Origin of the sequence: Oceanisphaera sp. W20_SRM_FM3 (assembly GCF_052119705.1) — a bacterium.
In the GTDB taxonomy this organism is placed as follows: Bacteria; Pseudomonadota; Gammaproteobacteria; order Enterobacterales; family Aeromonadaceae; genus Oceanimonas.
The window spans coordinates 187947-212677 of the sequence record NZ_JBGQOP010000001.1 but is presented as its reverse complement, the minus strand read 5'-3'; the positions used below and the strand labels follow the sequence as shown (position 1 = coordinate 212677).

25 protein-coding genes are annotated in these 24731 nt (G+C 51.0%); 3 read left to right on the top strand and 22 right to left on the bottom strand.

Going from position 1 to position 24731, the window contains the following annotated elements; all coding sequences use genetic code 11:
* Window positions 1-238 precede the first annotated feature (238 nt).
* Together pgeF and rluD are read right to left on the bottom strand one after the other, a co-directional pair.
* Window positions 239-985, bottom strand: a complete 747-nt coding sequence (gene pgeF, locus ACEN2G_RS00970; protein WP_442019584.1) for a peptidoglycan editing factor PgeF — start codon at window positions 983-985, stop codon at window positions 239-241.
* A 182-nt stretch (window positions 986-1167) separates the two neighbouring features.
* Window positions 1168-2148 carry a 23S rRNA pseudouridine(1911/1915/1917) synthase RluD gene (gene rluD / locus ACEN2G_RS00965; protein WP_442019583.1) on the bottom strand — a complete coding sequence of 327 codons (981 nt, stop codon included), beginning with the start codon at window positions 2146-2148 and terminating at the stop codon, window positions 1168-1170.
* Between the two features lie 112 nt (window positions 2149-2260).
* On the opposite strand from rluD, the gene ACEN2G_RS00960 reads away from it, so the two are divergent.
* The gene (locus tag ACEN2G_RS00960; RefSeq protein ID WP_442019582.1) at window positions 2261-3010 is read left to right on the top strand and encodes an outer membrane protein assembly factor BamD; all 750 of its coding nucleotides are present in this window, start codon (window positions 2261-2263) and stop codon (window positions 3008-3010) included.
* A 77-nt stretch (window positions 3011-3087) separates the two neighbouring features.
* Here the strand turns inward: ACEN2G_RS00960 and ACEN2G_RS00955 are convergent, their stop codons facing one another.
* From ACEN2G_RS00955 to ACEN2G_RS00935, 5 genes are all read right to left on the bottom strand, one after another.
* A complete protein-coding gene (locus ACEN2G_RS00955; protein ID WP_442019581.1) occupies window positions 3088-3834 on the bottom strand; it encodes a helical backbone metal receptor in 747 nt (248 codons plus the stop codon).
* 153 nt (window positions 3835-3987) lie between these two features.
* Entirely contained in the window at window positions 3988-4167 is a 180-nt protein-coding gene (locus ACEN2G_RS00950; protein WP_442019580.1) for a DUF5522 domain-containing protein, read from the bottom strand.
* Between the two features lie 536 nt (window positions 4168-4703).
* The gene (gshA, locus tag ACEN2G_RS00945) at window positions 4704-6305 is read right to left on the bottom strand and encodes a glutamate--cysteine ligase (RefSeq protein ID WP_442019579.1); all 1602 of its coding nucleotides are present in this window, start codon (window positions 6303-6305) and stop codon (window positions 4704-4706) included.
* Window positions 6306-6375: 70 nt separating this feature from the next.
* Window positions 6376-9231, bottom strand: a complete 2856-nt coding sequence (locus ACEN2G_RS00940) for a M16 family metallopeptidase (protein WP_442019578.1) — start codon at window positions 9229-9231, stop codon at window positions 6376-6378.
* A gap of 79 nt (window positions 9232-9310) precedes the next feature.
* Entirely contained in the window at window positions 9311-10243 is a 933-nt protein-coding gene (locus ACEN2G_RS00935) for an NADP-dependent oxidoreductase (RefSeq protein ID WP_442019577.1), read from the bottom strand.
* A 263-nt stretch (window positions 10244-10506) separates the two neighbouring features.
* Here ACEN2G_RS00935 and ACEN2G_RS00930 point away from each other — a divergent pair, with 263 nt between their 5' ends.
* Window positions 10507-10674 (top strand): hypothetical protein, encoded by a 168-nt coding sequence (locus ACEN2G_RS00930; protein ID WP_442019576.1) that lies wholly within the window; start codon window positions 10507-10509, stop codon window positions 10672-10674.
* A gap of 87 nt (window positions 10675-10761) precedes the next feature.
* On the opposite strand, the gene ACEN2G_RS00925 is transcribed toward ACEN2G_RS00930, so the two are convergent.
* From ACEN2G_RS00925 to ACEN2G_RS00860, 14 genes are all read right to left on the bottom strand, one after another.
* Complete coding sequence (locus ACEN2G_RS00925; RefSeq protein WP_442019575.1) at window positions 10762-11499, bottom strand: ferredoxin--NADP reductase; 738 nt, start codon at window positions 11497-11499, stop codon at window positions 10762-10764.
* A 94-nt stretch (window positions 11500-11593) separates the two neighbouring features.
* Window positions 11594-12043: a 50S ribosomal protein L9 gene (gene rplI, locus ACEN2G_RS00920; protein ID WP_442019574.1), complete on the bottom strand. Its 450-nt coding sequence runs from the start codon at window positions 12041-12043 to the stop codon at window positions 11594-11596.
* Between the two features lie 38 nt (window positions 12044-12081).
* A complete protein-coding gene (rpsR, locus tag ACEN2G_RS00915; RefSeq protein ID WP_442019573.1) occupies window positions 12082-12309 on the bottom strand; it encodes a 30S ribosomal protein S18 in 228 nt (75 codons plus the stop codon).
* A gap of 28 nt (window positions 12310-12337) precedes the next feature.
* Window positions 12338-12706, bottom strand: a complete 369-nt coding sequence (gene rpsF, locus ACEN2G_RS00910) for a 30S ribosomal protein S6 (RefSeq protein WP_442019572.1) — start codon at window positions 12704-12706, stop codon at window positions 12338-12340.
* Window positions 12707-12921: 215 nt separating this feature from the next.
* Complete coding sequence (locus ACEN2G_RS00905) at window positions 12922-13785, bottom strand: DMT family transporter (protein WP_442019571.1); 864 nt, start codon at window positions 13783-13785, stop codon at window positions 12922-12924.
* A gap of 126 nt (window positions 13786-13911) precedes the next feature.
* On the bottom strand, window positions 13912-14646 hold the full coding sequence (gene rlmB / locus ACEN2G_RS00900; protein ID WP_442019570.1) for a 23S rRNA (guanosine(2251)-2'-O)-methyltransferase RlmB: 735 nt from the start codon (window positions 14644-14646) through the stop codon (window positions 13912-13914).
* Between the two features lie 88 nt (window positions 14647-14734).
* Complete coding sequence (gene rnr / locus ACEN2G_RS00895) at window positions 14735-17071, bottom strand: ribonuclease R (protein WP_442019569.1); 2337 nt, start codon at window positions 17069-17071, stop codon at window positions 14735-14737.
* 126 nt (window positions 17072-17197) lie between these two features.
* The gene (luxS, locus tag ACEN2G_RS00890) at window positions 17198-17707 is read right to left on the bottom strand and encodes an S-ribosylhomocysteine lyase (RefSeq protein ID WP_442019568.1); all 510 of its coding nucleotides are present in this window, start codon (window positions 17705-17707) and stop codon (window positions 17198-17200) included.
* A 122-nt stretch (window positions 17708-17829) separates the two neighbouring features.
* Window positions 17830-18168, bottom strand: coding sequence for a nitrogen regulatory protein P-II (glnB, locus tag ACEN2G_RS00885; RefSeq protein WP_442019567.1), 339 nt, complete (start codon window positions 18166-18168; stop codon window positions 17830-17832).
* Window positions 18169-18268: 100 nt separating this feature from the next.
* Window positions 18269-19897, bottom strand: coding sequence for an NAD+ synthase (locus tag ACEN2G_RS00880; RefSeq protein ID WP_442019566.1), 1629 nt, complete (start codon window positions 19895-19897; stop codon window positions 18269-18271).
* Between the two features lie 419 nt (window positions 19898-20316).
* Window positions 20317-20793: a type IV pilus modification PilV family protein gene (locus tag ACEN2G_RS00875; RefSeq protein ID WP_442019565.1), complete on the bottom strand. Its 477-nt coding sequence runs from the start codon at window positions 20791-20793 to the stop codon at window positions 20317-20319.
* Between the two features lie 29 nt (window positions 20794-20822).
* Window positions 20823-21926 (bottom strand): hypothetical protein, encoded by a 1104-nt coding sequence (locus ACEN2G_RS00870; protein ID WP_442019564.1) that lies wholly within the window; start codon window positions 21924-21926, stop codon window positions 20823-20825.
* On the bottom strand, window positions 21926-22600 hold the full coding sequence (locus ACEN2G_RS00865; RefSeq protein WP_442019563.1) for a prepilin-type N-terminal cleavage/methylation domain-containing protein: 675 nt from the start codon (window positions 22598-22600) through the stop codon (window positions 21926-21928). The genes ACEN2G_RS00870 and ACEN2G_RS00865 overlap by 1 nt, the downstream gene beginning before the upstream one ends.
* The gene (locus ACEN2G_RS00860) at window positions 22594-23097 is read right to left on the bottom strand and encodes a GspH/FimT family pseudopilin (RefSeq protein WP_442019562.1); all 504 of its coding nucleotides are present in this window, start codon (window positions 23095-23097) and stop codon (window positions 22594-22596) included. Before ACEN2G_RS00860 ends, ACEN2G_RS00865 begins: the two co-directional genes overlap by 7 nt.
* Before the next feature lie 124 nt (window positions 23098-23221).
* Between ACEN2G_RS00860 and ACEN2G_RS00855 the strand changes: the two genes are divergently transcribed.
* Window positions 23222-23656: a type IV pilin protein gene (locus ACEN2G_RS00855; RefSeq protein WP_442019561.1), complete on the top strand. Its 435-nt coding sequence runs from the start codon at window positions 23222-23224 to the stop codon at window positions 23654-23656.
* A 121-nt stretch (window positions 23657-23777) separates the two neighbouring features.
* On the opposite strand, the gene ispH is transcribed toward ACEN2G_RS00855, so the two are convergent.
* On the bottom strand, window positions 23778-24722 hold the full coding sequence (gene ispH / locus ACEN2G_RS00850; RefSeq protein WP_442019560.1) for a 4-hydroxy-3-methylbut-2-enyl diphosphate reductase: 945 nt from the start codon (window positions 24720-24722) through the stop codon (window positions 23778-23780).
* Window positions 24723-24731: the final 9 nt, after the last annotated feature.

Sequence of the window (24731 nt, the reverse complement as noted above, 5' to 3'; positions counted from 1 at the left end):
GCTAGAAGCTGGAAAGCTACAAAGCACGTCTGGTTTGGGTTTGGCCTTTGTAGGCTAGCGCTTTAGCTGCTAGTCCCGTCTTGGCGGGATTGTTTTTTTGCGGTAAAAGAGTGAGGCGTGAAGCGAAGAGCTAAGCTACCCCAAATCACCCTTCTGCTGCGCAGAACCCACAGCTAAAGCGTGGGGCTACAAAATACTGTTTAGCTGGGCGCCGGGCGCTTGGTGCTCGGCGCTGATTTTATTCCAACCAAATCAAGCTGGCTTGGCGGCCGGTTTTTGGCTCGCGCCGATAGGAAAAAAAACGCTCACTATCGGTATAGGTGCAATAGTCACCGCCGTAACACTGGGTAACACCAGCGGCGGCTAGCCTTAAGCGCGCCAACTGGTAAATGTCCGCCAGCCACTTATCAGCGCCAGGATCAGCGTGCGCCACAAAAGCAACTGCGCTCTGTGGCAAGTGCGCCACAAAGGCGGCACGCACTTCGCCACCCACTTCAAACGCATTGGGGCCAATGGCAGGCCCTAGCCACGCCATTACAGTAGCGGAGTCTACCTTCATGGCCTGCAAGGTGGCTTCTAATACGCCGTTCGCCAGTCCACGCCAGCCGGCATGGGCCGCCGCCACTACTGTGCCAGCCGTGTCGCAAAACAATACCGGCAAGCAATCGGCGGTCATAATGGCGCAGACCTGCTCAGGCGTACGACTCAATACAGCATCGGCAATCGGAGTGCTAGTGGCCTGCACAGACAATGGCAAAGTAACCACGCCCGTGCCGTGCACTTGCTCTAACCACACCGGCTTATTAGTTAAGTGCAAGTGGTTAGCTAACTGCTCGCGATTAAGCTGCACGTCGGCAAAAACATCACCGACGTGTGCACCTAAATTTAAGCTGGTATAAGGCGGCGCACTCACGCCACCGCTGCGCGTAGTTTGTGCACTGCGCACATTGGCCGGTGCCGGCCAATTAGGCTGTATCAGATCCATCCCATTGGCTCCATAACATTAAGATTGAAAACGAGCGCCCAGCGCCCAGCTCCAAGCGCCCAGTTAAACTAAGCCCTAAATCTAAATCTCCTGCTTCGCAGGACCCACAGCTGAAGCGTGGGGCTACAAAATACGCTGTTTTTTATTAACTGGGCGCTGCTGTTAGGCTCTACGTCCAGACTCTATGTCCAGACAAGGTCATCCGGATGAGCGGCGGTGTCGGCTTTTAATAACCGAATAAGTTCTACAAAATCATCCGGTAACGGCGATTGCCACTCCATCATTTCGCCGGTAATGGGATGTTCTAAACGCAATAACACCGCATGCAAGGCTTGGCGTTTAAACTCGCGCAAGAAAGCCAACAGCTCAGCCTCTGCATTACGCGGAGGTTTCATACGACCACCGTATGTAGGATCGCCAACCAGCGGGTGTTGCAAGTGCGCCATGTGCACCCGAATTTGGTGAGTACGACCACTTTCTAAACGCAGGCGCAAGCGAGTATGAGCACGAAACTTTTCCATTACTCGATAGTGAGTGCGAGCCGGTTTACCCGATGGCACCACCGCCATTAGGATACGTTGCGTAGGATGGCGACCAATATTGGCGTCTACCGTACCGCCCGAGGTCATGTGACCAATGGCAACAGCTTCATACTCACGGGTAATATCGCGGCCTTGCAGCGCCGTCACCAGATGGGTTTGTGCGGGTATGGTTTTAGCCACTACCATCAGTCCGGTGGTGTCTTTGTCGAGGCGGTGCACTATGCCGGCGCGCGGCACTTCGGCAATGCTTGGGCAGTAATGCAACAGCGCATTCAACATGGTACCACCCGGCGTACCGGCACCCGGATGCACCACTAAACCCGCAGGCTTGTTGATGACCATAATGGCATCGTCTTCATAAACGATGTCTAGCGGGATATCTTCGGGATCGAAGCGCACATCGTCTTCAAGCTCGGCATGTATCTGCACTTGCTGACCTAGGGTCACTTTAGCGCGGGGCGTATTGGCTACTTGACCATCGAGGGTGACTTGATCCAACTGGATCCACGTTTTAATCCGAGTGCGAGAATAATCGGTAAACATTTCTGCCAACGTCTGATCTAAACGTTGACCATGTTGGTGTTCGGCGACGGTGCCATTTAATTCGATTTGCTGACTCATAGCGACACTGGTTACCAAATGATGTTTAATTGGGTATTCTAACGTTTCTTGACGCTGAGCTTAATCAGTTTCCGCAAACTTGACGCTTAAATCGCAAAAATGGACTCTTTACATGGCTAAACAACGACGCGTATGGCTCACTTTGACCCTTGCCTTGGCATTAGCGGCCACTGGCTGCTCGAGCACTAAAAAAGATTCAGTTCCAGATGAGCCACCAGAAGTGCTGTATCAAGACGCACAAGCTCGTTTACAATCGGCCAATTACATTCGTGCCGCCGAGATACTGGAAGCCATGGACTCCCGTTATCCGTTTGGGGCTTACTCTAACCAAGTACAGCTGGATTTAATTTATGCCTACTATAAGCAAGATGACTCGGCCCGCGCCTTGGCCAACATTGATCGCTTTATTCGTTTAAATCCGAATCACCCCAGTGTGGATTACGCCCAATATATGCGCGGCTTAACCAACATGGCCACGGATCACAATTTCTTCCAAGAACTGATGAATATCGACCGCACCGACCGCGATCCCGCCTATGCACGCCAAGCCTTCGCCGATTTTCGCCAATTGCTGCGCCAATACCCAGACAGCACCTATGCAGCCGATGCACGTTTACGCATGATAAGCCTTAAAAATCGCTTAGCGAAATACGACTTGGCCGTGGCGCAATTTTACATGAAACGCGGCGCTTGGTTAGCCGCCGCCAATCGCGCCAAGCAAGTGGTCGAGTCATATCCCGACACCGACACCTTGCAGCCCGCATTAACCATAATGAGTGAGGCTTACGACACTCTAGGTTTAACCGAAATGGCCAACAACGCCAAAGCCGTGCAGCGCGCGAACTTCGCAACAACAGAATAGTTACTCTTCGCAAATCTGCGCCAAAAAAGCCCTAATTTATTAGGGCTTTTTTATTCGTGCGCATTTTATTAGCCAGCCTAGGTTAAACCCTCGAGAAAGCGCAAGCAGCGGATGCCGTACCAACACAGGGGTTCGCCGTCGATAAGTACTGCAGGTTGTTGCAGCTCTTGTTGGGTGGTGGCTAATTGTTTAGCGAAAGGATAAGGCTCGGTGGAGCAGAGCAATATGGGATTAAGCGCAGCTATGTCTTGTGCGCTCAACTCAGGGTAATTTGGCTCAAAGGCCAGCAGCTTATGAGCTAGGCCTAAGTGTGCGAATACCGAATAGATAAAAGTATGACGGCCTATGCTCATGTAGGGCTTGCGCCAAATCAGATATAACCAAGGCCGTTCATCCGCCAATACCGAGCTGGGTGCGACGTCTTGATGCTCCAGTAACGGCAAACTAGACGATAATATGGGACTCGGATTGTTAAGCACGGTTTGAAAACGAGCCGCCAGTACGATTAAGCCGTAGTTGTTCAGTTGTTGCGCTAATAAGCGCAATGCGCGGGGCATGTCTTGCACCGACTCGGCATGCGTGGCCACATAAGGATAGGGGCAGCTGTCGGCCATTACACGAGTATTTTCTTCTTTATCAAATATCACCAGATCTGGCGCCAAAACGGCGACTTTTTCCCACTGCACATCTTTGGTGCCGCCCACTACCGCTATGCCTGCCACGTCTTCTGCCGGATGAATGCAGTAACGGGTGCGCCCCACAACGTTGACGCCGCAGGCGAGCAGGGTTTCGGTCCAAGATGGCACCATACAAACTACGCGCATTTAAATTTCCTATGTTTGTGATGGGTAAAGAGTGAAGGGTTACAAACTAAACCCAGCCAAAAAATCCCTGCTTAGCTCGCAGGGCCGACAGCTAAAGCGTCGGACTACAAATACAGCGTTGGTATTTAGGTATCTCCCATCACCCTTTACCCTTCACTCTTTACCAGCTTTATAAGGGCAATGCCGGCAGCCGTTGCCGCAGCAATAACCGCGCTTTAAATGAAAGACGGCGGTGAAGACCGAATAACCATTTTCGATGTAATAATCTTCATGCTCACATAACGGCGTGGGCTCTGTAGCAGGCTTAGCCACTGATGGGTTTTCTTGATTCATATATTTCTCTGACCAAAGATTAAAGATTTTTTGCAACGGAACCCACGGAAAAAGGACTAATAACGACTTTGCAACGAAACCCACGAAACTCGCTAAAAGGTCAGGATAACAGCAAAAAATTATTGGTAAGACCTAACCATACAGAAGGTTATGTTTACCCTTACCATTAAAAATATTTTTAGATAAGTTCTCTATTTTTTCGTGCTTATCATAAATAAAGAGGTGTGGATTTCGTTGCGAAAAAGCCCTTAAAAACTAAAGCTCCTTGGCCACGGAATACACGGACTAGTGTTGAATATTGAGTGAAAATTACTTAACTCAACATTCACAACTAAAAATTCAACAGTAGCTTATGGGTTCTGTCTGCGACGAAATGTGAGAACAAGCGTTCGCCTACAAAAGAGCCGTGAAGGGTAATGAGTAAAGAGTGAAGAGGACGACATTGAACAAAGACCACGCATAATAATCAGTCTTTGAAAGAGTGGAGGGCATAAGTTCGCCCCCTTTTCCCTTCACCCTTTACTCTTCACCTAACTTTAAGGCTTAGCAAAATAGTCTTTCAAGAAGGTATCGAAGTCGACCAAGTCTGATTGCTCAATCTTCTGTTGGCGCGCTAACGAGCGTGTACCTTCTTGATCGAAGAAGCTGTCTTCCCAGTAACGTGGCCGGCTTTGCTGTAATTGGTCGTGATAACCTTTAGACAGCGCCAAGCCAAAGGGCAAAATATCTTGATTGCTCGCTTTAAGCTCGCTCAATACCCGTGCCGAGAGCGTCAACTCAGGGTTTTGGATCATGGCTAAATGCTGTTGATGGGTTTTGCCATAACAGCCGCGACCACAACAGGCATCCAGCAGGTCGGCCACGTCTTTTAGCTCAGCAAAGTGTTGCTCACCTAAGGCTTGCAGGCCAATGCTCTCACCGCCCCACTGCTCAAGCGTAAGACCTGGCTTGCGCCCTTCTAGTACGACTTTATTGAAGTTACGACGATTTAGGGCGATTTCCTCGCTCCCTAAGGGTGCCGATGGGCTCAACAAACACCACAGCAAAAAAGTATCGAGGAAGCGCACTTGCGCCGCATCTATGCCCACGGGCGAGTAAGGATTCACGTCTACCGAGCGCAACTCTATGTATTCGATACCACGAGTATGCAGTGCATCTGTGGGCTTTTCGCCGCTGTCTGCGGTGCGTTTGGGCCGAATGGGTGCATAAAGCTCGTTTTCGATTTGCAGTACATTATCGTTCAGCTGGCGATATTCGCCGTCTACCTTAACGCCGATGTCGGCAAACTCGGGCGCATGGGTATTAATGGCTTGGCGCAAGGAAGTGACGTATTCATCTAGGCTATCCAGCGAGATATTTAAGTTCGCTTGGGCATTGTTGGTGTAGCCCAGATCCGATAAGCGTAACGAGGTGGCGTAAGGCAAATACAAGGTACCTTTGCCTAAGCGCTCGAAGGGTAACTTATGCTCGACGCCGTTTAAAAAAGAGCCACACAAGGCCGGTGAGGCGCCGCATAAATAGGGGATCAGCCAACCAAAGCGATAGACGTTGCGGATCAGCCCTAAGTATTTATCGGATACGAAGTCTTGCAAGCAGGCGTCTTGACCCTCTTGATTGTGCCATTCACTCCAAAAACTGTCGGGCATAGAGAAATTAAAGTGCACGCCCGAGATCACCTGCATACGGCTGCCGTATCTGTGATGCAAGCCTTGGCGATACAGGGTTTTCATGCGGCCAATGTTGGAGCTGCCGTATTGCGCCAAGGGGATATGCTCATCGCCGCCTTTTAACAGGCAAGGCATGCTCAACGGCCATAATTGCTCATCGCCCTTATCGCCACTTAAGTGGCGCAGCACATAGCCGTGAATATCGCCCAGTTGCGCCAATAGCACATCTACAGAGTCGGAGGCGGGAGTAATAAACTCCATCTGCGACTCAGAAAAATCGGTGGTGATGTAGCCATGAGTTAACGCCGAGCCTAACGACGCAGGATGCGGGCTTTGAGCTAAATGACCGCTTGCGGTAATGCGCAAGCTTTCACGCTCTATACCACGGCGTATGCCCTTTATGGTCGGCAGGCTTTGTGGCTGGTGCCAAGCGTTAATGCGTGCGGCCAGTGTGCTGTTTGCTTTGGTCATTATTAATTACTCTTTGGCGCAACCTCACCCCAAGATGCGAAGGGGTGAGGCCGCGAGAGGTCTGGCCTCATTACTCAATGGTAAAGTCTTGTAAGGGTAGATGGAGGCTTGGCAAGGACTTTTCAAGCTTCGCCTTATCGCCAACCACCACTATCACCATGTCTTTAGGATCTAACCACTGCTTAGCCAGCTCAGTGAGCTTGTCTTGACTCACCTTAGCCACTATCTGTTGTTGCTTGGCCAAATAGTCGGGCGACAGTTTCATCATCGCCAGCTGCAATAAGAAGCCGGCTTTGTCGCCTAACGTTTCGTAAGACAGCGCGTCTTGTTGCGAGTAGCTGCTGCGTAAATAGGCCAGCTCTTTCTCACTGGGGCCTTTCTCTTGAAAGGTCTCAAACTCTTGCAAGATATTTTTAATGGCGTCCGTCGTCACGTCACCACGCACGTCACTGGCCACCAAGAACACGCCTGCATCTCGGTTACCGGTAAAATAAGAGCTGGCACCGTAGGTAAAGCCTTTGTCTTCACGCAGGTTTAAGTTGATGCGGCTATTAAAATTACCGCCCAAGTTAAAGTTCATCAGGTTGGCGTAAAAATACGGGCCTGTGGCATCTGTGGGCAAAGCACGGCGCCCGACTCTCAGTACAGATTGCACCGCACCTGGCACATCGACAATATAAATACCCGGTTTGGCAGGCTGCGGCTTAACCTCAACCGCCGCCAAGTTAGGCACTTCACCCTGCCACTGCGTTAAGAAAGCAAAGTCTTGCTTAGCTTGGCTTGCTGACAAGTCGCCAGCCACCAATACATGGCCGTTGGCCGGATTGTAGTAACGCTGATAATAGGCCTGTACCTGCTCCAGCGTGATGTTAGCCACTTGCTCTGCCTGACCATCATCAGGCTGCCCCATACGGGTTTTGCCGTACATTAATTGACGGAACGCTTGTTGCGCTAACCAAGAAGGCTGATGGCGATTTTGTGCCATGCCCTCTAAGGTCTGGGCTTTTACCTTTTCAAAGTCTTGCTCGCGCATTCCTGGCGTAAACAATAGCTCTTCGACCAGAGCCAAAGTCTGGGGCAAGGTTTCGGTCATGGTGGTGATATTGATGAGGTTGGTATAAAAACCGTGACTCACACTCACGCTGGCACCCAAGCGCTCTAGCGCTTCACTGAATTCACCTGAGCTCAGTTTTACTGTGCCTTGGTTCATCATGTCGGCGGTTAAGCTGGCCACGCCTACTTCATCGGCGTTTTCCGCTTGTTGGCCACCCGGAAAGGCCAAGATAATGGAGACCGCGGGGATCTCGTCATTCACTATGCCTTGCAGCTGAATATTATCGCCAAGCTCAGTTTGCCATAATTCGGGCACCTTAATGGTTACAGGCGCACCGACGGCGGGCATTTGACTGCGTTCGAAGTCGTCTTTAACTTCACGTGCGACGATAGGCACTACTTTTTGCTGCTCGGCACTTTTTTTCTCGACATCTTGCTTGTCAGCATCTTGTTTGCCGGCGTTAGGCAACACCCGCTCAGGGGTTTCATAGTTGGGCTTGGCTGCTTGCCAGTCAGTCTTACCGGTGGGCACCACGCTTAAGGTCGCTTTCGCCTGCTTATGCACATACTGCTGATAAGCCGCCGTTACTTGCTCAGGCGTAGTGTCTGCCAACTGGCGCCAAGCATTGATGGCATACAGAGGATCGTCTTTTAAGACTTGACCTGCTGCTAACTGGCGCGCCTTGCCTCGGGTGCTGTCGAGCCCCAAAATCAGAGCGGCACGCAATTCGGTCACGGATTTATCCACATCGGCTTTCTGAATGCCGCGCTCGCCTAGCTCAGCAATGATGCGGTCAATGTCTGCTTTTAATGGCACTAAGGAGCCGTCTTTCGACGGATTGCTGTATGCCCAAATACTTAAGGTACAGGCCAGCTCACTACAGTAATGACCGGCACCGGCGCTGACCGCCTTACCGGTTTCGACTAACTCTTGATACAAGAGCGAGCTTTTGCCACCACCCAGCACATTCGCCAACACATCTAATGCGGCTTCGTCTTTATGACCTAGCCACACTGTGGGATAAGACGCATATAACATAGGCATACGAATGCGGCTATCCACCAGTGTTTGGTAGCGATCCGCGTCCAGCTTGGCCGGTTGCGGCTTATCCGAGGTCACTTCTGGGCCTTTGGGAATGGAGCCAAAGTATTTTTCGACCCATTGCAGGGTTTGTGCCGAGTCAAAATCGCCGCTGATCACCAAGGTGGCGTTATTGGGGCCATACCAGCGACTGAAGAAGGCTTTTAAGTGATCCACATTAACGCGGTCGAGATCTTCCACATAGCCAATTGGCTGCCAGCTGTAAGGATGATCTCGGGGATATAAGAGCTCGCCCATGCGCTCGCTGACTAAGCCATAAGGCTGGTTATCGACCCTTTGTGCGCGCTCGTTCTTAACGGTGTCACGCTGAATTTCAAATTTGCGCTGGCTGACGGCGTCCAGTAAAAAACCCATGCGATCCGCTTCCAGCCACAACACCTTTTCCAGATGATTGGCGGGCACGGTTTGATAGTAATTGGTTCTGTCTTGGTTAGTGCTGCCATTCATGGTGCCACCGGCTTCGTTGATCAAACGAAAATGCTCTTGATCGCCCACGTGCTTAGAGCCTTGAAACATCATGTGCTCAAAGAAGTGAGCAAAGCCGGTTTGCTCCGGCTCTTCCCGTGCCGACCCCACGTGATAGGTCATTTCCACATGCACCAAGGGATCGGACTTGTCGCTATTCAGCAGCACGCTTAAGCCGTTATCCAATTGATACATTTGATAGGGGATCACTAAGCCGTCTTTTGAAGCGTCGACTTGCTGCACCAATTTAGGTGCCGCCAACACCCACATTGGGCTTAAGAGCAATACCAGAGACCAAAACTTCATGGAGTTTCCTTATGTTGAAGAGCCAGAGGTTGCAAGACAAGATGTTGCAAGCCAAGAGCCTGAATATGCTCTTTAACCGCTAACCTTGCAGCAAAATTTTACCGCGACTATGGCCAGTTTCTATCTGACGATGGGCTAATTCGCCCTCAGCGAGCGGATAAACATGGCTGATTTCCACTCTTAGTTTTTGCTCGACCACCCTTTGCATGAGCATAGCCAGCTGTTGATTGTCATTATGTTTGAGCATGCCAGTGGCGTTAAGATCCAAAGACGTGGCCGCCGCTATCACTTTTTCGGCGGTATTAGTGGGCACTGTGACCACGCGGCCACCGCCTTTAACCCGAGACAACAAGCCAAGCCCCGACTCGCCGCCGACCAGATCCAGTAACAGATCCACGGGTGCGAGCGCGCTTAACTGAGCGGCATCTTTATAATCCAGCACTTCATCGGCGCCTAAACTACGTAAAAATTCATGATTATGAGCGGAGGCCAGTGCGATGACATTGGCGCCCAAGTCTTTGGCTAACTGCACCGCCAAATGCCCCACGCCGCCTGCAGCAGCCGAGATCAAGACCCGTTCACCGGCTTTAAGTAGGCCGTGCTCGGTGAGCGCCTGCCAAGCGGTAATGCCGGCCAGAGACAAGCCGGCGGCAGTTTCATCGCTCACGCTACTTGGCACCCGCAACAAAGCATTGGCCGGTAACACTAATTGCTCGCTATAACCGCCACCGGCCAATAAGCCAAATACCCGGTCTCCAGGTTGGTAAATATTTACCTCGGCGCCCAGCTCCAGCACAGTGCCCATCACCTCTAGACCGGGAGCCCAAGGTAGCTTATCTTTAATTGCTTCGGCGCCCCAACCTAAACCGGCGCGAGTTTTCGCGTCTACTGGGTTTACGCCGGCAAAGTGCATGCGCACGCGAATTTCATTGGTCGCCAGCGATATGCTTTCGCGCTCCACAAGTTTAAGTTGACTGGCATCACCAAAGGCCTTAATCACTAATTGCTGCATGTACTACTCCTTGTCCATTCACATTAAGAGCCGATTCACACTCAGTGTCGACTCACACTAAGCATCGATTCACATTAAGCAAGACGCGGCTCGCAACCTAACAGCTCAATGTCAGACTCTATACCTTATCGAGTCTATTGTGTCGCATACTAGGCTCATCTGGAATTTATGATAGCTGGCTGAGCTTAACGGCTCTTGCTAAAGTGCTTACATCTCAACGCTATCACAGCCCCTTATCCTATGCCGCTAAGAAGGACTCTGCCATGGCTCGACTGTTCTTATTACCTCTACTGCCCGCCTTACTTTGGTCGCTATTCTTGCTCTATAACCAGATCCCAATTAAACAAGGCGCACGGGGCTTTTATTGGATTATCGGCTTAGGCTGGGGCTTAGCCGCTTTTATGAGCTTGATGATGTATGTAACGCGCTAATGTGGGAAGCGTAAAGCGTGAGGCGTTGTCTTAGACCTAACGCCTCGCCATTTACCCCTTCACTCTTCACCCTTCACAGTCTTTGGCTTACCAATAATTCTCCATCAGCACTTGGCCGGGTGTGCGACGTAAATGCTTTTGTAAGCCTTTCTGCTTTAGCTCAGTCAGGGTGTCGCGCACCATTTGCGGGTTACCGCAGAGCAGTACTCGGCTGTGCTCGGCGCTAAACGCCAAGCCGACTCTTTGTTCTAGGCGACCACTAGTAATGCCATCGGTGATACGCCCAGCCTCGGCAAGCTCCGCGGATTCACGCGAGACAAAAGGCACATAGTGGAAATTCGCTTTATCTTGAGTGAGCTCCAGAATGCGCGAACGATAACCTAACTCATCAGCCATGCGTACGCCGTGCACCAGCACTATATTCTCAAACTGCTGCCAACAACTGCCCTCGGCTAGCAGAGACACAAACGGTCCCACACCTGTGCCGGTGGCCATTAGCCATAAATCACGTCCGGCGGGCACTTCATCCAGCGTTAAAAAGCCGGCGGCGGAGCGCTCGACTAATAACTGATCGCCTACCTTAAGGCTCGCCAAATAGGTTGTTAACTGACCGTCAGGAATAGTAATGATATAAAATTCGCAGTCTTGGCCGGGTGCATTCACGTAGGAATAGGCACGAGCGACTTTATTATCTGACGTGTGCCAAGCCAGTTTAGTAAATTGTCCGGCTTGAAAGGGCTCAACGTCGGCCTCAACCACGATAGAAAATAAGGTGTCCGTCCATTGGGTGCGCGCTTTTACGATGCCTGTAGTCCAGTCTGCCATGTTATGCCTCCCTTAAAGCTTGCTCCACTGTAGCCTTATTGCAGACAATAAAAAACCCGCGACAAGCGCGGGTTTTTTTGACGTGCAGCAAAACTTAGGCAGCAACTACCTGAATTTTCACGATAGCTTGAACGTCGGCGTGCAGCTGCACACCCACTTCATATTCGCCAACGTTGCGCAGAACGCCTTCAGCCAGACGTACTTGGCTCTTGCTTACTTCGATACCAGCAGCCGTGATGGCATCAGCCACATCACGAGCACCGATAGAACCAAACAATTTGCCTTCGTCACCAGACTTAGATGCAATTACCACGTTTTCCAAACCAGATAACTGGTCGGCACGGGTTTGTGCAGCAGCCAATTGCTCAGCCAATTTAGCTTCCAATTCAGCGCGACGAGTTTCGAAGCTCGCTACGTTGTCTTTGGTGGCCAATACAGCTTTGCCTTGTGGCAGCAAAAAGTTACGAGCATAACCGGATTTAACGGTTACCTGGTCGCCCAGGCCGCCAAGTCTGGCGATTTTATCAAGAAGAATAACTTGCATTACCTTTCCTCAAAAAAATAAAAGAGTTAGGCCGCTGCTTACTTGTGCAGATCGGTGTAAGGCAGCAGGGCCAGGTAACGAGCGCGTTTAATCGCACGAGCCAACTGACGCTGATATTTAGCGCGGGTACCAGTGATACGGCTAGGTACAATTTTACCGGACTCGGTAACATAGTTCTTCAGGGTTACGATGTCTTTGTAATCTATCTCAACAACACCGTCAGCGGTGAAACGACAGAACTTACGACGACGGAAAAAACTTGCCATGATTCTAATTCCTCAGCTTAAACGTGAATTACTCAGCAGACATTTCTGCACGAGCGTCGTCGCGACGTGGGCGTTCATCTCTGGCTTTCGCCATTTCAGAAGGCTCAGTAACGGCATTCTTAGTACGCATAACCATGTTACGCAGTACCGCATCGTTGAAGCGGAAGTTAGTTTCCAGCTCGTCAATCACAGCCTGGTCAGCTTCTACGTTCATCAGAACATAGTGTGCTTTGTGCAGCTTGTTGATTGGGTAAGCTAACTGGCGACGGCCCCAGTCTTCCATGCGGTGAACTTGACCGCCTGAAGTGGTGATTGCAGCGGTATAACGCTCAATCATGCCTGGAACTTGTTCACTCTGATCAGGGTGAACCATAAATACGATTTCGTAGTGACGCATGGATTGCTCCTTACGGGTATAGCCTCTTCGCGGGCTCAGTCACGCCATCGGAGGCAAGGAACTTATTACTAAAACGACTGATTTTAAGGAGGCGGATTGTAAAGGATAAATTGGCTAAAAGAAAGCCTATATATTTCGTGAGGCGTAAGGGGTGAATAGTGAGGAGTCAGTGAGGGGTTACACCTCACACTTTACGCCTCACTCCTCACCGTTTGCTATTTCAGCTTTCTTTGCAGCCCAATCGCCATGATCACCACAGCCGCGCCTAGGTAGACGTGCAATGCGGGGAATTCATTAAACATCACCATGCCCATCACGGTCACAAACAGCAGGCCTGAGTATTCGCTGGCGGCAATTTTACTGGCGTCAGCCATGGCGTAGGCCAAGATACAGGTACCTTGATAGACGATACCAATTAAGCTGATACCCACCAGCAGCAACCAAATCTCCCCATTCATCGGCTGCCAGACAGGCACGGCCAAGACAAAGCCCACCGGAATGGCCAGTGCTTGAGTTAAGAACAAGGTGGCTAATACCGAGCGGCCTTGGGGCAAGCGGCGCACCAGCACATTACTGGCCGCCATGGTGAAGGCGGTAAATAAGGCGAGCCAACCTGCCCAGTGCCATTGGCCTGGATTAAGCACCAACAAGATACCGCCAAAGCCCAATAAGCTAACGCCATAGGCGGCAGGTCTTACTTTTTCTTTACTGAGCAAGGCCGCCAGCGGCAAGGTCATAAGGGGGGCTGCGTAAAACACCGCATTGGCGGTAGCCAGCGGTAAGTAAATTAAGCTGATATAGACGCAGATTGAGCCGAACAATAATAAGTGGCCGCGGATCAGGTGAATTTTCCATTGGCCTAGGCCTTTTTTCTCCGGCGATAGACGCAGCCAAAACGGCAACAGCAAGAGCGAGGTCATCAAGAAACGCAGCGCTATATATTGGTAAGCCGTCACGTCGGTTTGGCCGAGCAGCTTTACCACCACATCGCCAAAGGAAATGGTTAGGTTGCCCAAGATCAGCAATAAAATCGCCAGTATTTGCCGATCGGCGGTCATGCGCGCCATAAGCTGTTGCATGGTATTTCTCGATAGTAAGTGAGGGGTGAGGAGTAAAGGGTGAGGTGATACACGCAGAACAAAGAGCAAGATGCGAGACTATTGGATTTTACACCTCACTCCTCACATCTTACTCCTCACCGTGATTTAACCGCGCTGGCGCACCATTTCAAACAGGCAGACGCCGGTGGCGACGGACACGTTTAAGCTGGACACAGAGCCCGCCATAGGGATGCTCACTAGCTCATCGCAATGCTCGCGAGTTAAACGGCGCATGCCTTTCTCTTCAGCCCCCATCACCAAGGCCAGCGCGCCCTTAAAGGTGGACTGATACACGCTGTGATCTGCTTCACCGGCGGTGCCCACAATCCAAATGCCTTTTTCTTGCAACATGCGCAAGGTACGCGCCAAGTTAGTGACCTGAAACAAAGGCACCACTTCGGCGGCGCCGCAGGCCACTTTGCGTACTACCGGCGTGAGGCTGGCAGAATTATCTTTAGGCACGATAACGCCGTGTACGCCGGCCGCATCTGCGGTACGCAAACAAGCGCCTAAATTATGCGGGTCGGTCACGCCGTCCAGCACCAACAAAAACGGTGTGTCTTGGCCGGCTAACAGCTGCTCTAAATCGGTTTCATTGAGCGTGGGTGCCGCTTGCACCTTAGCCACTATGCCCTGATGCTGACCGCCTTTAGCTTTGTTATCCAGAGCACTGCGACTGGCCAATTGTGTCTTTACGCCCACGTCTAATAAGCGCGCTTGCAGGCTATTGAGGCGTTCATCGTCGCGCCCTTTCAACATCCAGACTTCTAATATGGTTTCCGGATGGACATCTAACAGCGCATCTAGGGCATGAAAGCCAAAAATCAGTTCTTTGCTCATAAACATTTACTCAGCATTTTAATCAAAAACGGGGATAACCCGCGCAGCGTTACCACTGGCCGATTACCCCCTAATTTAGTTGCTTTACTTAATGGCGCTTTCTGCTGCCTTTCGGCTTAGCGTCGCCTTTAGGCTCGCCCGCTTTGGCCTCACCTTTTGGCTTGCCGCTGCGATACGGCTTGGCACGCTGGCGCGATTTTAAGTTCTTCGCGCCCTTGCCGCTCTTAGCACCGGCTGGCAATGGCTCTTCCACGGTTTCAAAGTCGATCTTACTGTCGTCTAAGTTTACCGCCATCACCTTCACCTTGATCTTGTCGCCTAAGCGATAGCTACGGCGGAAGTTCTCGCCGATCAAGATTTGGCGCGCCGCATCAAACTGGTAGTAATCGTTTTGCAGGCTAGAGATATGCACTAAGCCATCGATGTTAATTTCGTCTAAGCGCACGAAAAAACCAAAACCGGTGACGTTGGCGATAGTCCCCATAAACTCGCTGCCTACGTGATCCTGCATAAACTCACACTTGAGCCAATCGGCTACGTCGCGAGTCGCATCATCCGCACGGCGTTCGGTTACCGAACAATGTTCGCCCATGGGGGCCACTTCGTCATACTGATACGGCACGCCGCCAGTTTTGCTGCTACCTTCACCCTGCATCTTGCTCAGTTGTGCCTTAATGGCACGGTGCAAAATCAGATCAGGATAACGACGGATCGGCGAAGTAAAGTGAGAGTAAGACTTGAGTGCCAAACCAAAGTGGCCATTGTTCTCGGCCTGATACACGGCTTGCTTCATGGAGCGCAGCAGCATAGTTTGGATCAGCTGATGATCGGGCCTGTCTTTGATTTGCTCGGCGAGCAAAGCGTAATCCGCCGGCTCTGGCTCATTGCCGCCTTTAAGCTCCAGACCTAACTCGGCCAAGAAGCTACGGAAGTTAATCAGCTTTTCATCACCTGGCTTTTCGTGCACGCGGAACAGGGCATGGGCGTCTTGCTTCTCAATAAAGCGCGCCGCCGCCACGTTGGCCGCTATCATACATTCTTCAATGATCTTGTGCGCATCGTTACGCACCACTGGCACTATGCTTTCAATCTTGCGCTGGGCGTTGAAGATGAATTGCGTTTCTTCGCTTTCAAACTCCACAGCACCGCGCTGATGGCGAGCATGTTTCATGGCGTGATACATGGTATTCAGCGCTTCAAGGTGCGGTACTAAAGGCGCATAACGATCGCGCAGCTCTTCGTCACCGTCTATGATGGCGGCAACCTTGTTGTAGGTTAAGCGGGCATGGGAATTCATCACAGCTTCATAGAATTTGAAGTCGGATAACTTGCCACTGGCAGAAATGCTCATTTCCGCCACCATACACAAACGATCCACTTGCGGGTTTAGCGAGCATAAGCCGTTAGACAACACTTCAGGCAGCATAGGGATCACTTGCGCTGGGAAGTAAACCGAGTTGCCGCGCAGGTAAGCTTCATGATCCAGCGCGGTGCCGGTGCGCACGTAGTAAGATACGTCGGCGATGGCCACCCATAAGCGCCAGCCGCCTGAGGCTTTGGGCTCACAGTGCACGGCATCATCGAAGTCACGGGCATCTTCGCCATCTATGGTCAGCAATGGCAAGGCACGTAAGTCTTGGCGTCCCACTTTGGCCTCTTCTGGCACGTCTTCCGACAGCGTTGAGGTTTCTTGAATAACGGCATCGGGCCAGATGTGCGGAATACCGTGGGTACGCAGGGCAATTTCGATTTCCATGCCCGGATCCATGGTTTCACCCAGTACCTCGGTCACCTTACCCACACCCGTCATGCGCTTAGTCGGGCGCTGGGTAATGGTAACCACCACTACTTGGCCCATGCGCGCACCTTGAGTCTCGCCTTGTGGGATCAAAATATCTTGAGCCACCCGGCTGTCGTCGGGCACCACATAGCTGACGCCGTTTTCGATAAAGTAGCGGCCGACTATTTCTAAATCGCGGGATTCTAATAAGCGCACTACGCGGGCTTCGCGGCGGCCTTTAGAATCAAAACGCAGCGGTTGTACTAAGACATGGTCGCCATGCATTAAGGCGTCCATCTCGCGCTGGGATAAAAATAAATCATCGCCGCCGTCTTCCGGACGCAAGAAACCAAAGCCTTCACGGTGACCGATAACGCGGCCTTTGATCAGGTTCATTTTCTCTGGCAAGGCATAGCATTTAGTGCGCGTAAACACTAATTGACCGTCACGCTCCATGGCGCGTAATCGACGACGCAAGGCTTCGGTCTGCTCTTCGCCTTCTAAGGCTAGCTTTTCAAATATTTCATCACGCGAGATAGGGCCTTGATTTTCTTTGATAAGCTCGATAATAAATTCGCGGCTAGGAATGGGGTTTTCGTATTTTTCAGCTTCCCGCTTAAGGAAAGGATCTTGTTGTTCTGACATAAATTTGTCCATTTGAGCACTGAAATAAGGAAAGTAAATCTAGAGGGAATTACAAGTGACAAAGCGCCCGATTAAGCCAGTGCTGCTTAAATCGGGCGCTTAGTTACTGACAGCCGCTACTTGGCATTACAGAGACTTCAGCATCTCTTCGGGTAATGCCAGTGCATCGTTGCTGTTTACGCCTATGCCGCGCTCAATGATGTTAGTCGCTATGGCTTTGGCTTCATCCAGTGAGTGCATCACAAAGGTGCCACACTGGTATTCATTAAGCTCAGGAATTTCTGACTGATTAGCGACCTTAAGTACATCTTGCATCGCCGCTTGCCACGCATCGGCCACTTGCTGCTCGCTAGGCGCGCCTATCAAGCTCATGTAAAAGCCGGTGCGACAGCCCATGGGCGACAGGTCAATGATCTCCACCTGATCACGGTTTAAGTGATCGCGCATAAAGCCGGCAAACAAGTGCTCAAGAGTATGTATGCCCTTCTCGGACAAGATCTCTTGATTAGGCAGACAGAAGCGTAAATCAAACACGGTAATGGTGTCATTGTGAGGCGTGGCCATGGTTTTGGCTACTCGCACCGCAGGTGCTTCCATACGGGTATGATCCACGGTAAAACTGTCCAGCAATGGCATGGGTTATTCCTCTGTTTAGATATCACAGCGATTGTGACAAAGAAAAGGGCAATGGCCAAGGTAATTCAGCAGATAACACCTTGTGCCCTTAGGGTTATTGGCCGTTTAGCCGCATATTTCTGCTAAACCGCATCTTCATTTTGTTCGCCGGTGCGAATACGGATCACTTGGACTACATCAAACACGAAGATTTTGCCGTCACCAATTTTACCGGTGCGCGCCGTTAGCTCAATCGCTTCGATGCAGGCCTCTAATAAGTCATCTTGTACCACTAACTCGATTTTTACCTTAGGCAAAAAATCCACCATGTACTCGGCACCGCGATACAATTCGGTGTGGCCTTTTTGGCGACCAAAGCCTTTAACCTCTGATACCGTCATGCCGGTAATGCCGCGCTCGGCCAAGGCTTCGCGCACATCGTCCAGCTTAAAGGGTTTAATGATGGCTTCAATTTTTTTCACGATACATCCTTAAATCATGTTAAACAGCTACCCTGCAAAGCAGTATGGTTTGGTCATGGCATTAGCTTAGCGCTTACGGCTTAAAGCTTACCGCTGCTCTTTACCAATTTATACGGCCAAACCCTGAGGTAATGGGATAACGTCTGTCTTTGCCAAAATTACGCGGGGTTACTCGTGGCCCCACAGCACCTTGACGACGCTTGTATTCATTAATATCTACCAACTTAAGCACGCGGCGCACGTCTGCTTCGCTAAAGCCTGCTGCCAATAAATCATCATAGGATTTATCTTGCTCCACATAGGCTTCCAGCAAGGCATCCAGCACCTCATAAGGCGGCAAATTATCTTCATCTAACTGATCGGGAGCCAGCTCTGCAGACGGTGGTCGCTCAATCACACGCTCAGGGATGGCTAGGCTCAAGCTATTACGATAACGCGATAAGGCAAACACTTGCGTCTTGGGCACGTCTTTTAAGGGCGCAAAGCCGCCCACCATATCACCATAAAGCGTACAATAACCCACGGCTAACTCGCTTTTATTACCTGTAGTCAGCACTAAGCGACGGCGTTTATTCGACAGCGCCATTAATAGCATGCCACGGGCGCGCGCTTGCAGGTTTTCTTCTGTGGTATCGCCGGCGACTTTTTCCTGACCTTCAAACAATGGCGCTAACTGGCCCATAAAGGCCTCAAATATCGGCGCAATGGGTACACTGTGAAATTCTACACCCAGCAATTTAGCCTGTGCGGCTGCATCATCAACACTCATCGTCGCCGTGTAACGAAACGGCATCATCACCGCTTGCACCTTATCTTTGCCTAACGCATCTACCGCTATGGCTAAGGTCAGACCTGAGTCGATACCACCCGACAACCCTAATACCACGCCATCGAAACCATTTTTATTCACATAGTCACGGGTGGCTAATACCAGCGCCTGATACATTTCGGCCATGGGCGCTAATGCGGGGCTAATAGCCGCAGGTTGCGGGGATTTATGCTCAACACGCACCAGCGCCAGCTCAGGGCTAAAGGCGGCTAGGCGCTGCACCAGCTCACCACGGGCGTTAAACACTTGCGAGTGGCCGTCAAACACCAGCTCGTCTTGGCCGCCCACTTGATTAATATAAACTAAGGGTAAGCCGGCTGCACGACAGCACTCGGCCAGCATGGCGTGGCGCTGTGCTGGCTTTTGCTGGTCATAAGGTGAGGCATTAATCACTAATAACAGCTCGGCACCCGCCGCCTTGGCACTGGCGACCGGCTTGGTATGCCACACATCTTCACAAATCAGCAAGCCTAGGCGATGGCCTTTAAAGCTCACTACGCAGGCCTGCTCGCCCGGAGTGAAGTAGCGCGGTTCATCAAAGACGCTGTCGTTGGGCAAGACTTGCTTAAAATAGCGCGCTTGCAGCTGGCCCTGATAATAAAAGGAGGCGGCATTATAACAATGCCCACCTTGGCGCCATGGATGGCCCACCAATACTGCAGTCTGTTGGCTTGCCGCTGTCAGTTGTGCCAATGCAGTATCGACACGCAGATATAAATCATCACGCAGCAATAAATCTTCTGGTGAATAGCCGGTGATGGCCAGCTCAGAAAATAATACAAGATCCGCGCCCTGAGCTTGGGCATCAATAATGGCGCCAAGCATGGCTTGGGTATTAGCTTCAATGGCACCCACGGTAAAATTTAACTGTGCCACTGCCAACGTCAGAGGTGAAGACATGAAAGGATCCGCTTAAATCTGTAATAACGCATAGTAATAAAACTAGGCCCACTTGTCAGTTTTAAACCCAAGAGCCAGTTTAAACCCGATAGCCCACTTGAAACTAGATAGCTCATAGAAGTTAAATGACTACCTGATTACCCACAAAGCTCAGCCATGTTTCAGTGAACTCAGCACCAATGAATTCAATATGTTACAGGTAGGTTCCGCCTCTTCGGTAAAGAATATGAGGCTCAGTTTGGTATTTTGACCTTGTAGGGGCCAATTTATTCGGCCCGGTTTGGTGTTTTGGTTTAAATCTAAACCTCAGTAACAGCCAGCAGAGCTGGCCTGCCGAATAAATTGGGCAGCTACAAAGAACAAACCGAAACAGGGTGCATTATGGCTGAGGTTCATACGTAATCAGGAATGACTAACAGTTACAGCCTACGGCCAAAAGGGCCAGCTGTCAGTGTCGGTAGCGCCACCATAGCCGTACTCAAACTAAAAGACTGAGGCCGATCATGGCTATCGCGCCAGCCCACAATCACTAACACTTGGATCTTATCGCGCAGAACAGCCGTTGCCGGCAACCAAGCTTGTTGCACAGCGCTCCAATGAAATGCACTCACAGACCAATCGAGACTGAATTCAGTATCCATCACCCACTGGCGGCTCTCACCACTGGTGATTAACTGCGGCTGATTTTGCTGAGCCAGATGTCTTAGCTCATCCAGTTTGGACTCGGCCAAGCGCAAGGCGACTTCTCGTTGCCGTTCATCCCGACTAATACTTAACGCATGCTGACTCAGTGGCAGCAAAGCCGCCGCCATCACGGCGATTAACACCAGCGCCACCATAACTTCAATTAAGCCAAAGCCGCGCATCATTCTCCGTTTGCCAACACTGAATCGCATCCACTCTCCCTACTCATAATGCCAACGGCTTAATCGTCATGCCAGCTGCCTGCCACCACACTCAATAGTCGAAATGGACTGGCAGTGGAGGTGGGCTGGCAGGCGCTTAAGGTGCAGAGCACCTCGGCATCAAAGTGCAGGGTAACATCGCCATTCAGCTCTGTACTATGGGGGCCTAAGATAAGGCCGCCAAACAGCTCACTGCCATTGGCGAAGTGCAGCGGCTGGCCGCCAGTGCCATATAAAACAAGCAGACCATAAAACTGGGTTGGCATATTGGCCACCACCGCCATGTCTTTAACCAACAGGATCACGGGGGCGACGCGCGAGCTCACTATCTTGTCTAACTGGCAGCTAGCGCCGCCGCTGACGATATAAAACCCAGCCCGCTTGATAGCACTGCAATCTGTGACCACGGCCGTGGCCATGGCTTTAAGGTGCCGATCTTGATGAGCCCCATAACCAAAGACATAACGTAAAACATCCGCAGGAAAGTCGGCGTCTTGTAGCTGCATATCTAATTCGAGGCGCTCATCTAGCGCATCAACTTGGCTCAAGCTAACTGAGCAATCTTGGGTAACGGCGTCATAGTTCACCAAATAACAGCTGTGCAAGGCCCCCGTCACGTTAAGCTCACCCGCAGACCAAATCGAGAAAGAGTTAGCATTATCTTGATGAGCGACTATTCGTAACTGGCCATTAATGGTGGTGTTGGTGCTGGCTAATAACAGAGGATACTTAGGCCCTGCGTGTTGCGGGTTCAAGACTGAGCGCTCGGCCAAGGCTAAGCGTATTTGACTACGCGCGCCATCGGCCATGCTAGCCGTAGCCTGCAGTTGCCGAATACCCGGCAAAGTGGCATTAGGCACTATGCGCACCTGATAATTCACCTCACCTAAGTCGTGCGCCACACTATTCGCCAAATTCTGGATATCGGGATCCACTTTTAGCATGGCGATAGCCTCCGCCAAGCCTTGCTCCGCCGCGGCATGGGTTAATCGATATTCGATTTCATTTAAGGTTAAGCGCCGCTCTGACACCATGGTTTTCACCATAAACAAAGACCATGCGCTTAAGATAGCCAGCAATAACAAGCTGATCGCTAAGGTGGTAAAGCCCGCTTGAGGTTTCATTACAGACCGCCCTGATTGCGCAATAATATGCGCCTGTGCAAGGTTTGCGCTAATGTCGGTCGGTTCACATAAGCCGCACTCATCGCCAGCTCCACACTGCGCACGCCTTGGGGGCCACTATCTGGCGTTAAGCGAAAAGACAATTGATTGACGCGGATTTCTTTACTGGAGATAAGCTGATTACCTGAGTGGACACCCGAGCCACATAAATCACTGAGCGGTTGCGTACTTTGCACATCATGATGGACATGTAGGCGTAGCACGCCTGTGTTTTGCTTAAAATGATAAATCCGCACCATTAGTTGATCGCCGTTCGGGGCATCTAAGTCCCAAAACTTTACACGTAGACAGTGCGCCGCGCTGGCCGTGGCAGGGTCGGGATATAAGTCACGGGTCGGAGAAAACACTAGGTGCTGGGCGACGGCGTTAGGGGCAGGTACCGATAACGCCAATTCCGTCATGGCCGCAGGATGAAAACCGGCACGTTGCAGATCACGACTGATGAGATCCGCAATACCTTGCACTTCTTGATTTAAACGCGACAACTGCAAATGGGTGTTACCGCTCCCTAACAGACTGATTGATAAAGATAATAATGCCGCTAGCACAATCACGCCTGCGGCCATGGCCACTAAGATTTCCAATAATGAAAAACCCTGCTCCGTCTTTAACATGGCGGTACACCGAGCAATTGGCTCTCGGAGCAGGTGCGAATAATGCTGTTATTCCACGTGATTACTTTAAGGCTATGACTGTCTTGGCTGAGGGTAAAACTGCCCGACAGCAAGGTACTTCTTCTGGGTTTAAAAATAAGATGGGGGCTTGGATACGCGGCGGTGAGGATCACGCCAAGAAACTGCTGGCCGTTCACCTGTTCAATTTCATCAATAACTTGGCTATCACAGTCTCCCGCTTGGCTCAGCTCTAGCACTTTATATTGCCAAGCAACCGTGCCCGAGCCGCTAAAGCAGATGGTAATACTGGCGTTGCGTTTAATGGCTTCGCTGCGCGCCAGTTGTAGGTGTGTATATACAAGACTGCCCGCACCGCGCACCCGAGTTTGCTGAGCCAAACTCTGAAAATGGGGCAACGCCAGCATGGCTAATAGAGCCATAACCACTAGGCTAAGCAATAGCTCGATAATCGTTAAACCTGTCTGACTCATTTGCATACTGCCTCCTTGCAGCATACTCAAGTTCATTATTTTCCCTGTGCTATGCATCGTTATGCGAATAGCCATATTCGCAATCAAGGCTAAGCTTGGCTCACGACACCCTTTTCAACAAGGCAGCAGCATGAACAGCAGTAAGCGTGGTCGCTATCGGCAAAAAATAGGACAGCAGATAGGGTTTTCATTAGTAGAGTTGCTCATTAGCATAGCCGTTTTGGCCACCTTGGCTGCCCTCGCCTACCCTAGCCTCTCCGGTTATATGTTAAAAACCCAGCGGCGTGCGGCACAACAAGACCTCTATAATTTGCAGTTACAGCAAGAAGCATGGCGTATTACTTACCCGCATTATGCGCAACAGATCAGCGACTTAGACTCCAGGCTTGCCGCCCATGCTCACTACAGCTTTAGAATTACTCAAGCCAGTAGCAGCCAGTATCAATTAACCGCCACCGCCAAACCCGGCTCACCTCAAATGCAAGATCACCAAGGCAGTCAATCTTGCCAGACGCTAACCCTCAATCGCGCTCATGAAAAAACACCACAAGAATGCTGGGAATAAGCGGGAAGCGGGAAGCCAGAAGCTGTCTTGCCACTCTTAAGCCTTATCAAAAGCAACAAAAAGCCGAACGGCTAGGTTCGGCTTTTTCATTTTTTGGTTTGGCGCTTGGTGCTCGGCGCTGTTAGCTGACATTCCTGATTTTAAGCTCGGCGGGCACTTCAAACACGATATTTTCTTCGCGTCCTGGATGCTCGGTCACCGTCTTGCCACCTAAGGTTTGCAAATGATTGATCACCTCTTGTACCAAGATCTCAGGTGCCGAGGCACCGGCGGTGACAGCTACTCGCTCAACACCCGCCAACCAGCTGGCATCTATCATTTCTACGCAATCGATCAAATAGGCGCGCGCGCCGATTTTTTCTGCCAATTCACGTAAGCGGTTAGAGTTAGACGAGTTTTTTGAACCCACGACTAACATCACATCGGCTTTGGCGGCTAATTCGCGCACCGCATCTTGACGATTTTGCGTTGCATAGCAAATATCATCTTTACGTGGCCCTTCAATGGTCGGAAAGCGTGCGCGCAGCGCATCAATCACATCGGAGGTTTCATCTACGCTGAGCGTCGTTTGGGTGACGAAGGTCAGGTTTTCTGGGTGCTTCACCGCCAGCGTTTCTACATCGGTAGGATTCTCTACCAGATAAATGCCACCGTCAGCGCTTTCATACTGGCCCATGGTGCCTTCTACTTCTGGGTGGCCGGCGTGGCCTATCAGTATGGTTTCTATGCCTTTTTTACTGGCTCTGTGCACTTCCATGTGCACCTTAGTCACCAAGGGGCAAGTGGCATCAAATACCTTTAAACCACGGCGCTTAGCTTCTTCACGCACCGCTTTCGACACGCCGTGGGCCGAAAAAATCACGATATTATCGTCTGGCACCTGATCCAACTCTTCCACAAATACCGCACCCGCACTTTTCAGCTTATTCACCACGTAGCGGTTATGCACCACTTCGTGGCGCACATAAATGGGCGCTGAAAATTTCTCTAGTGCACTTTCCACTATGCTGATGGCGCGATCCACACCGGCACAAAAGCCGCGCGGGTTGGCGAGTAGAATATCCATGCCAGACTC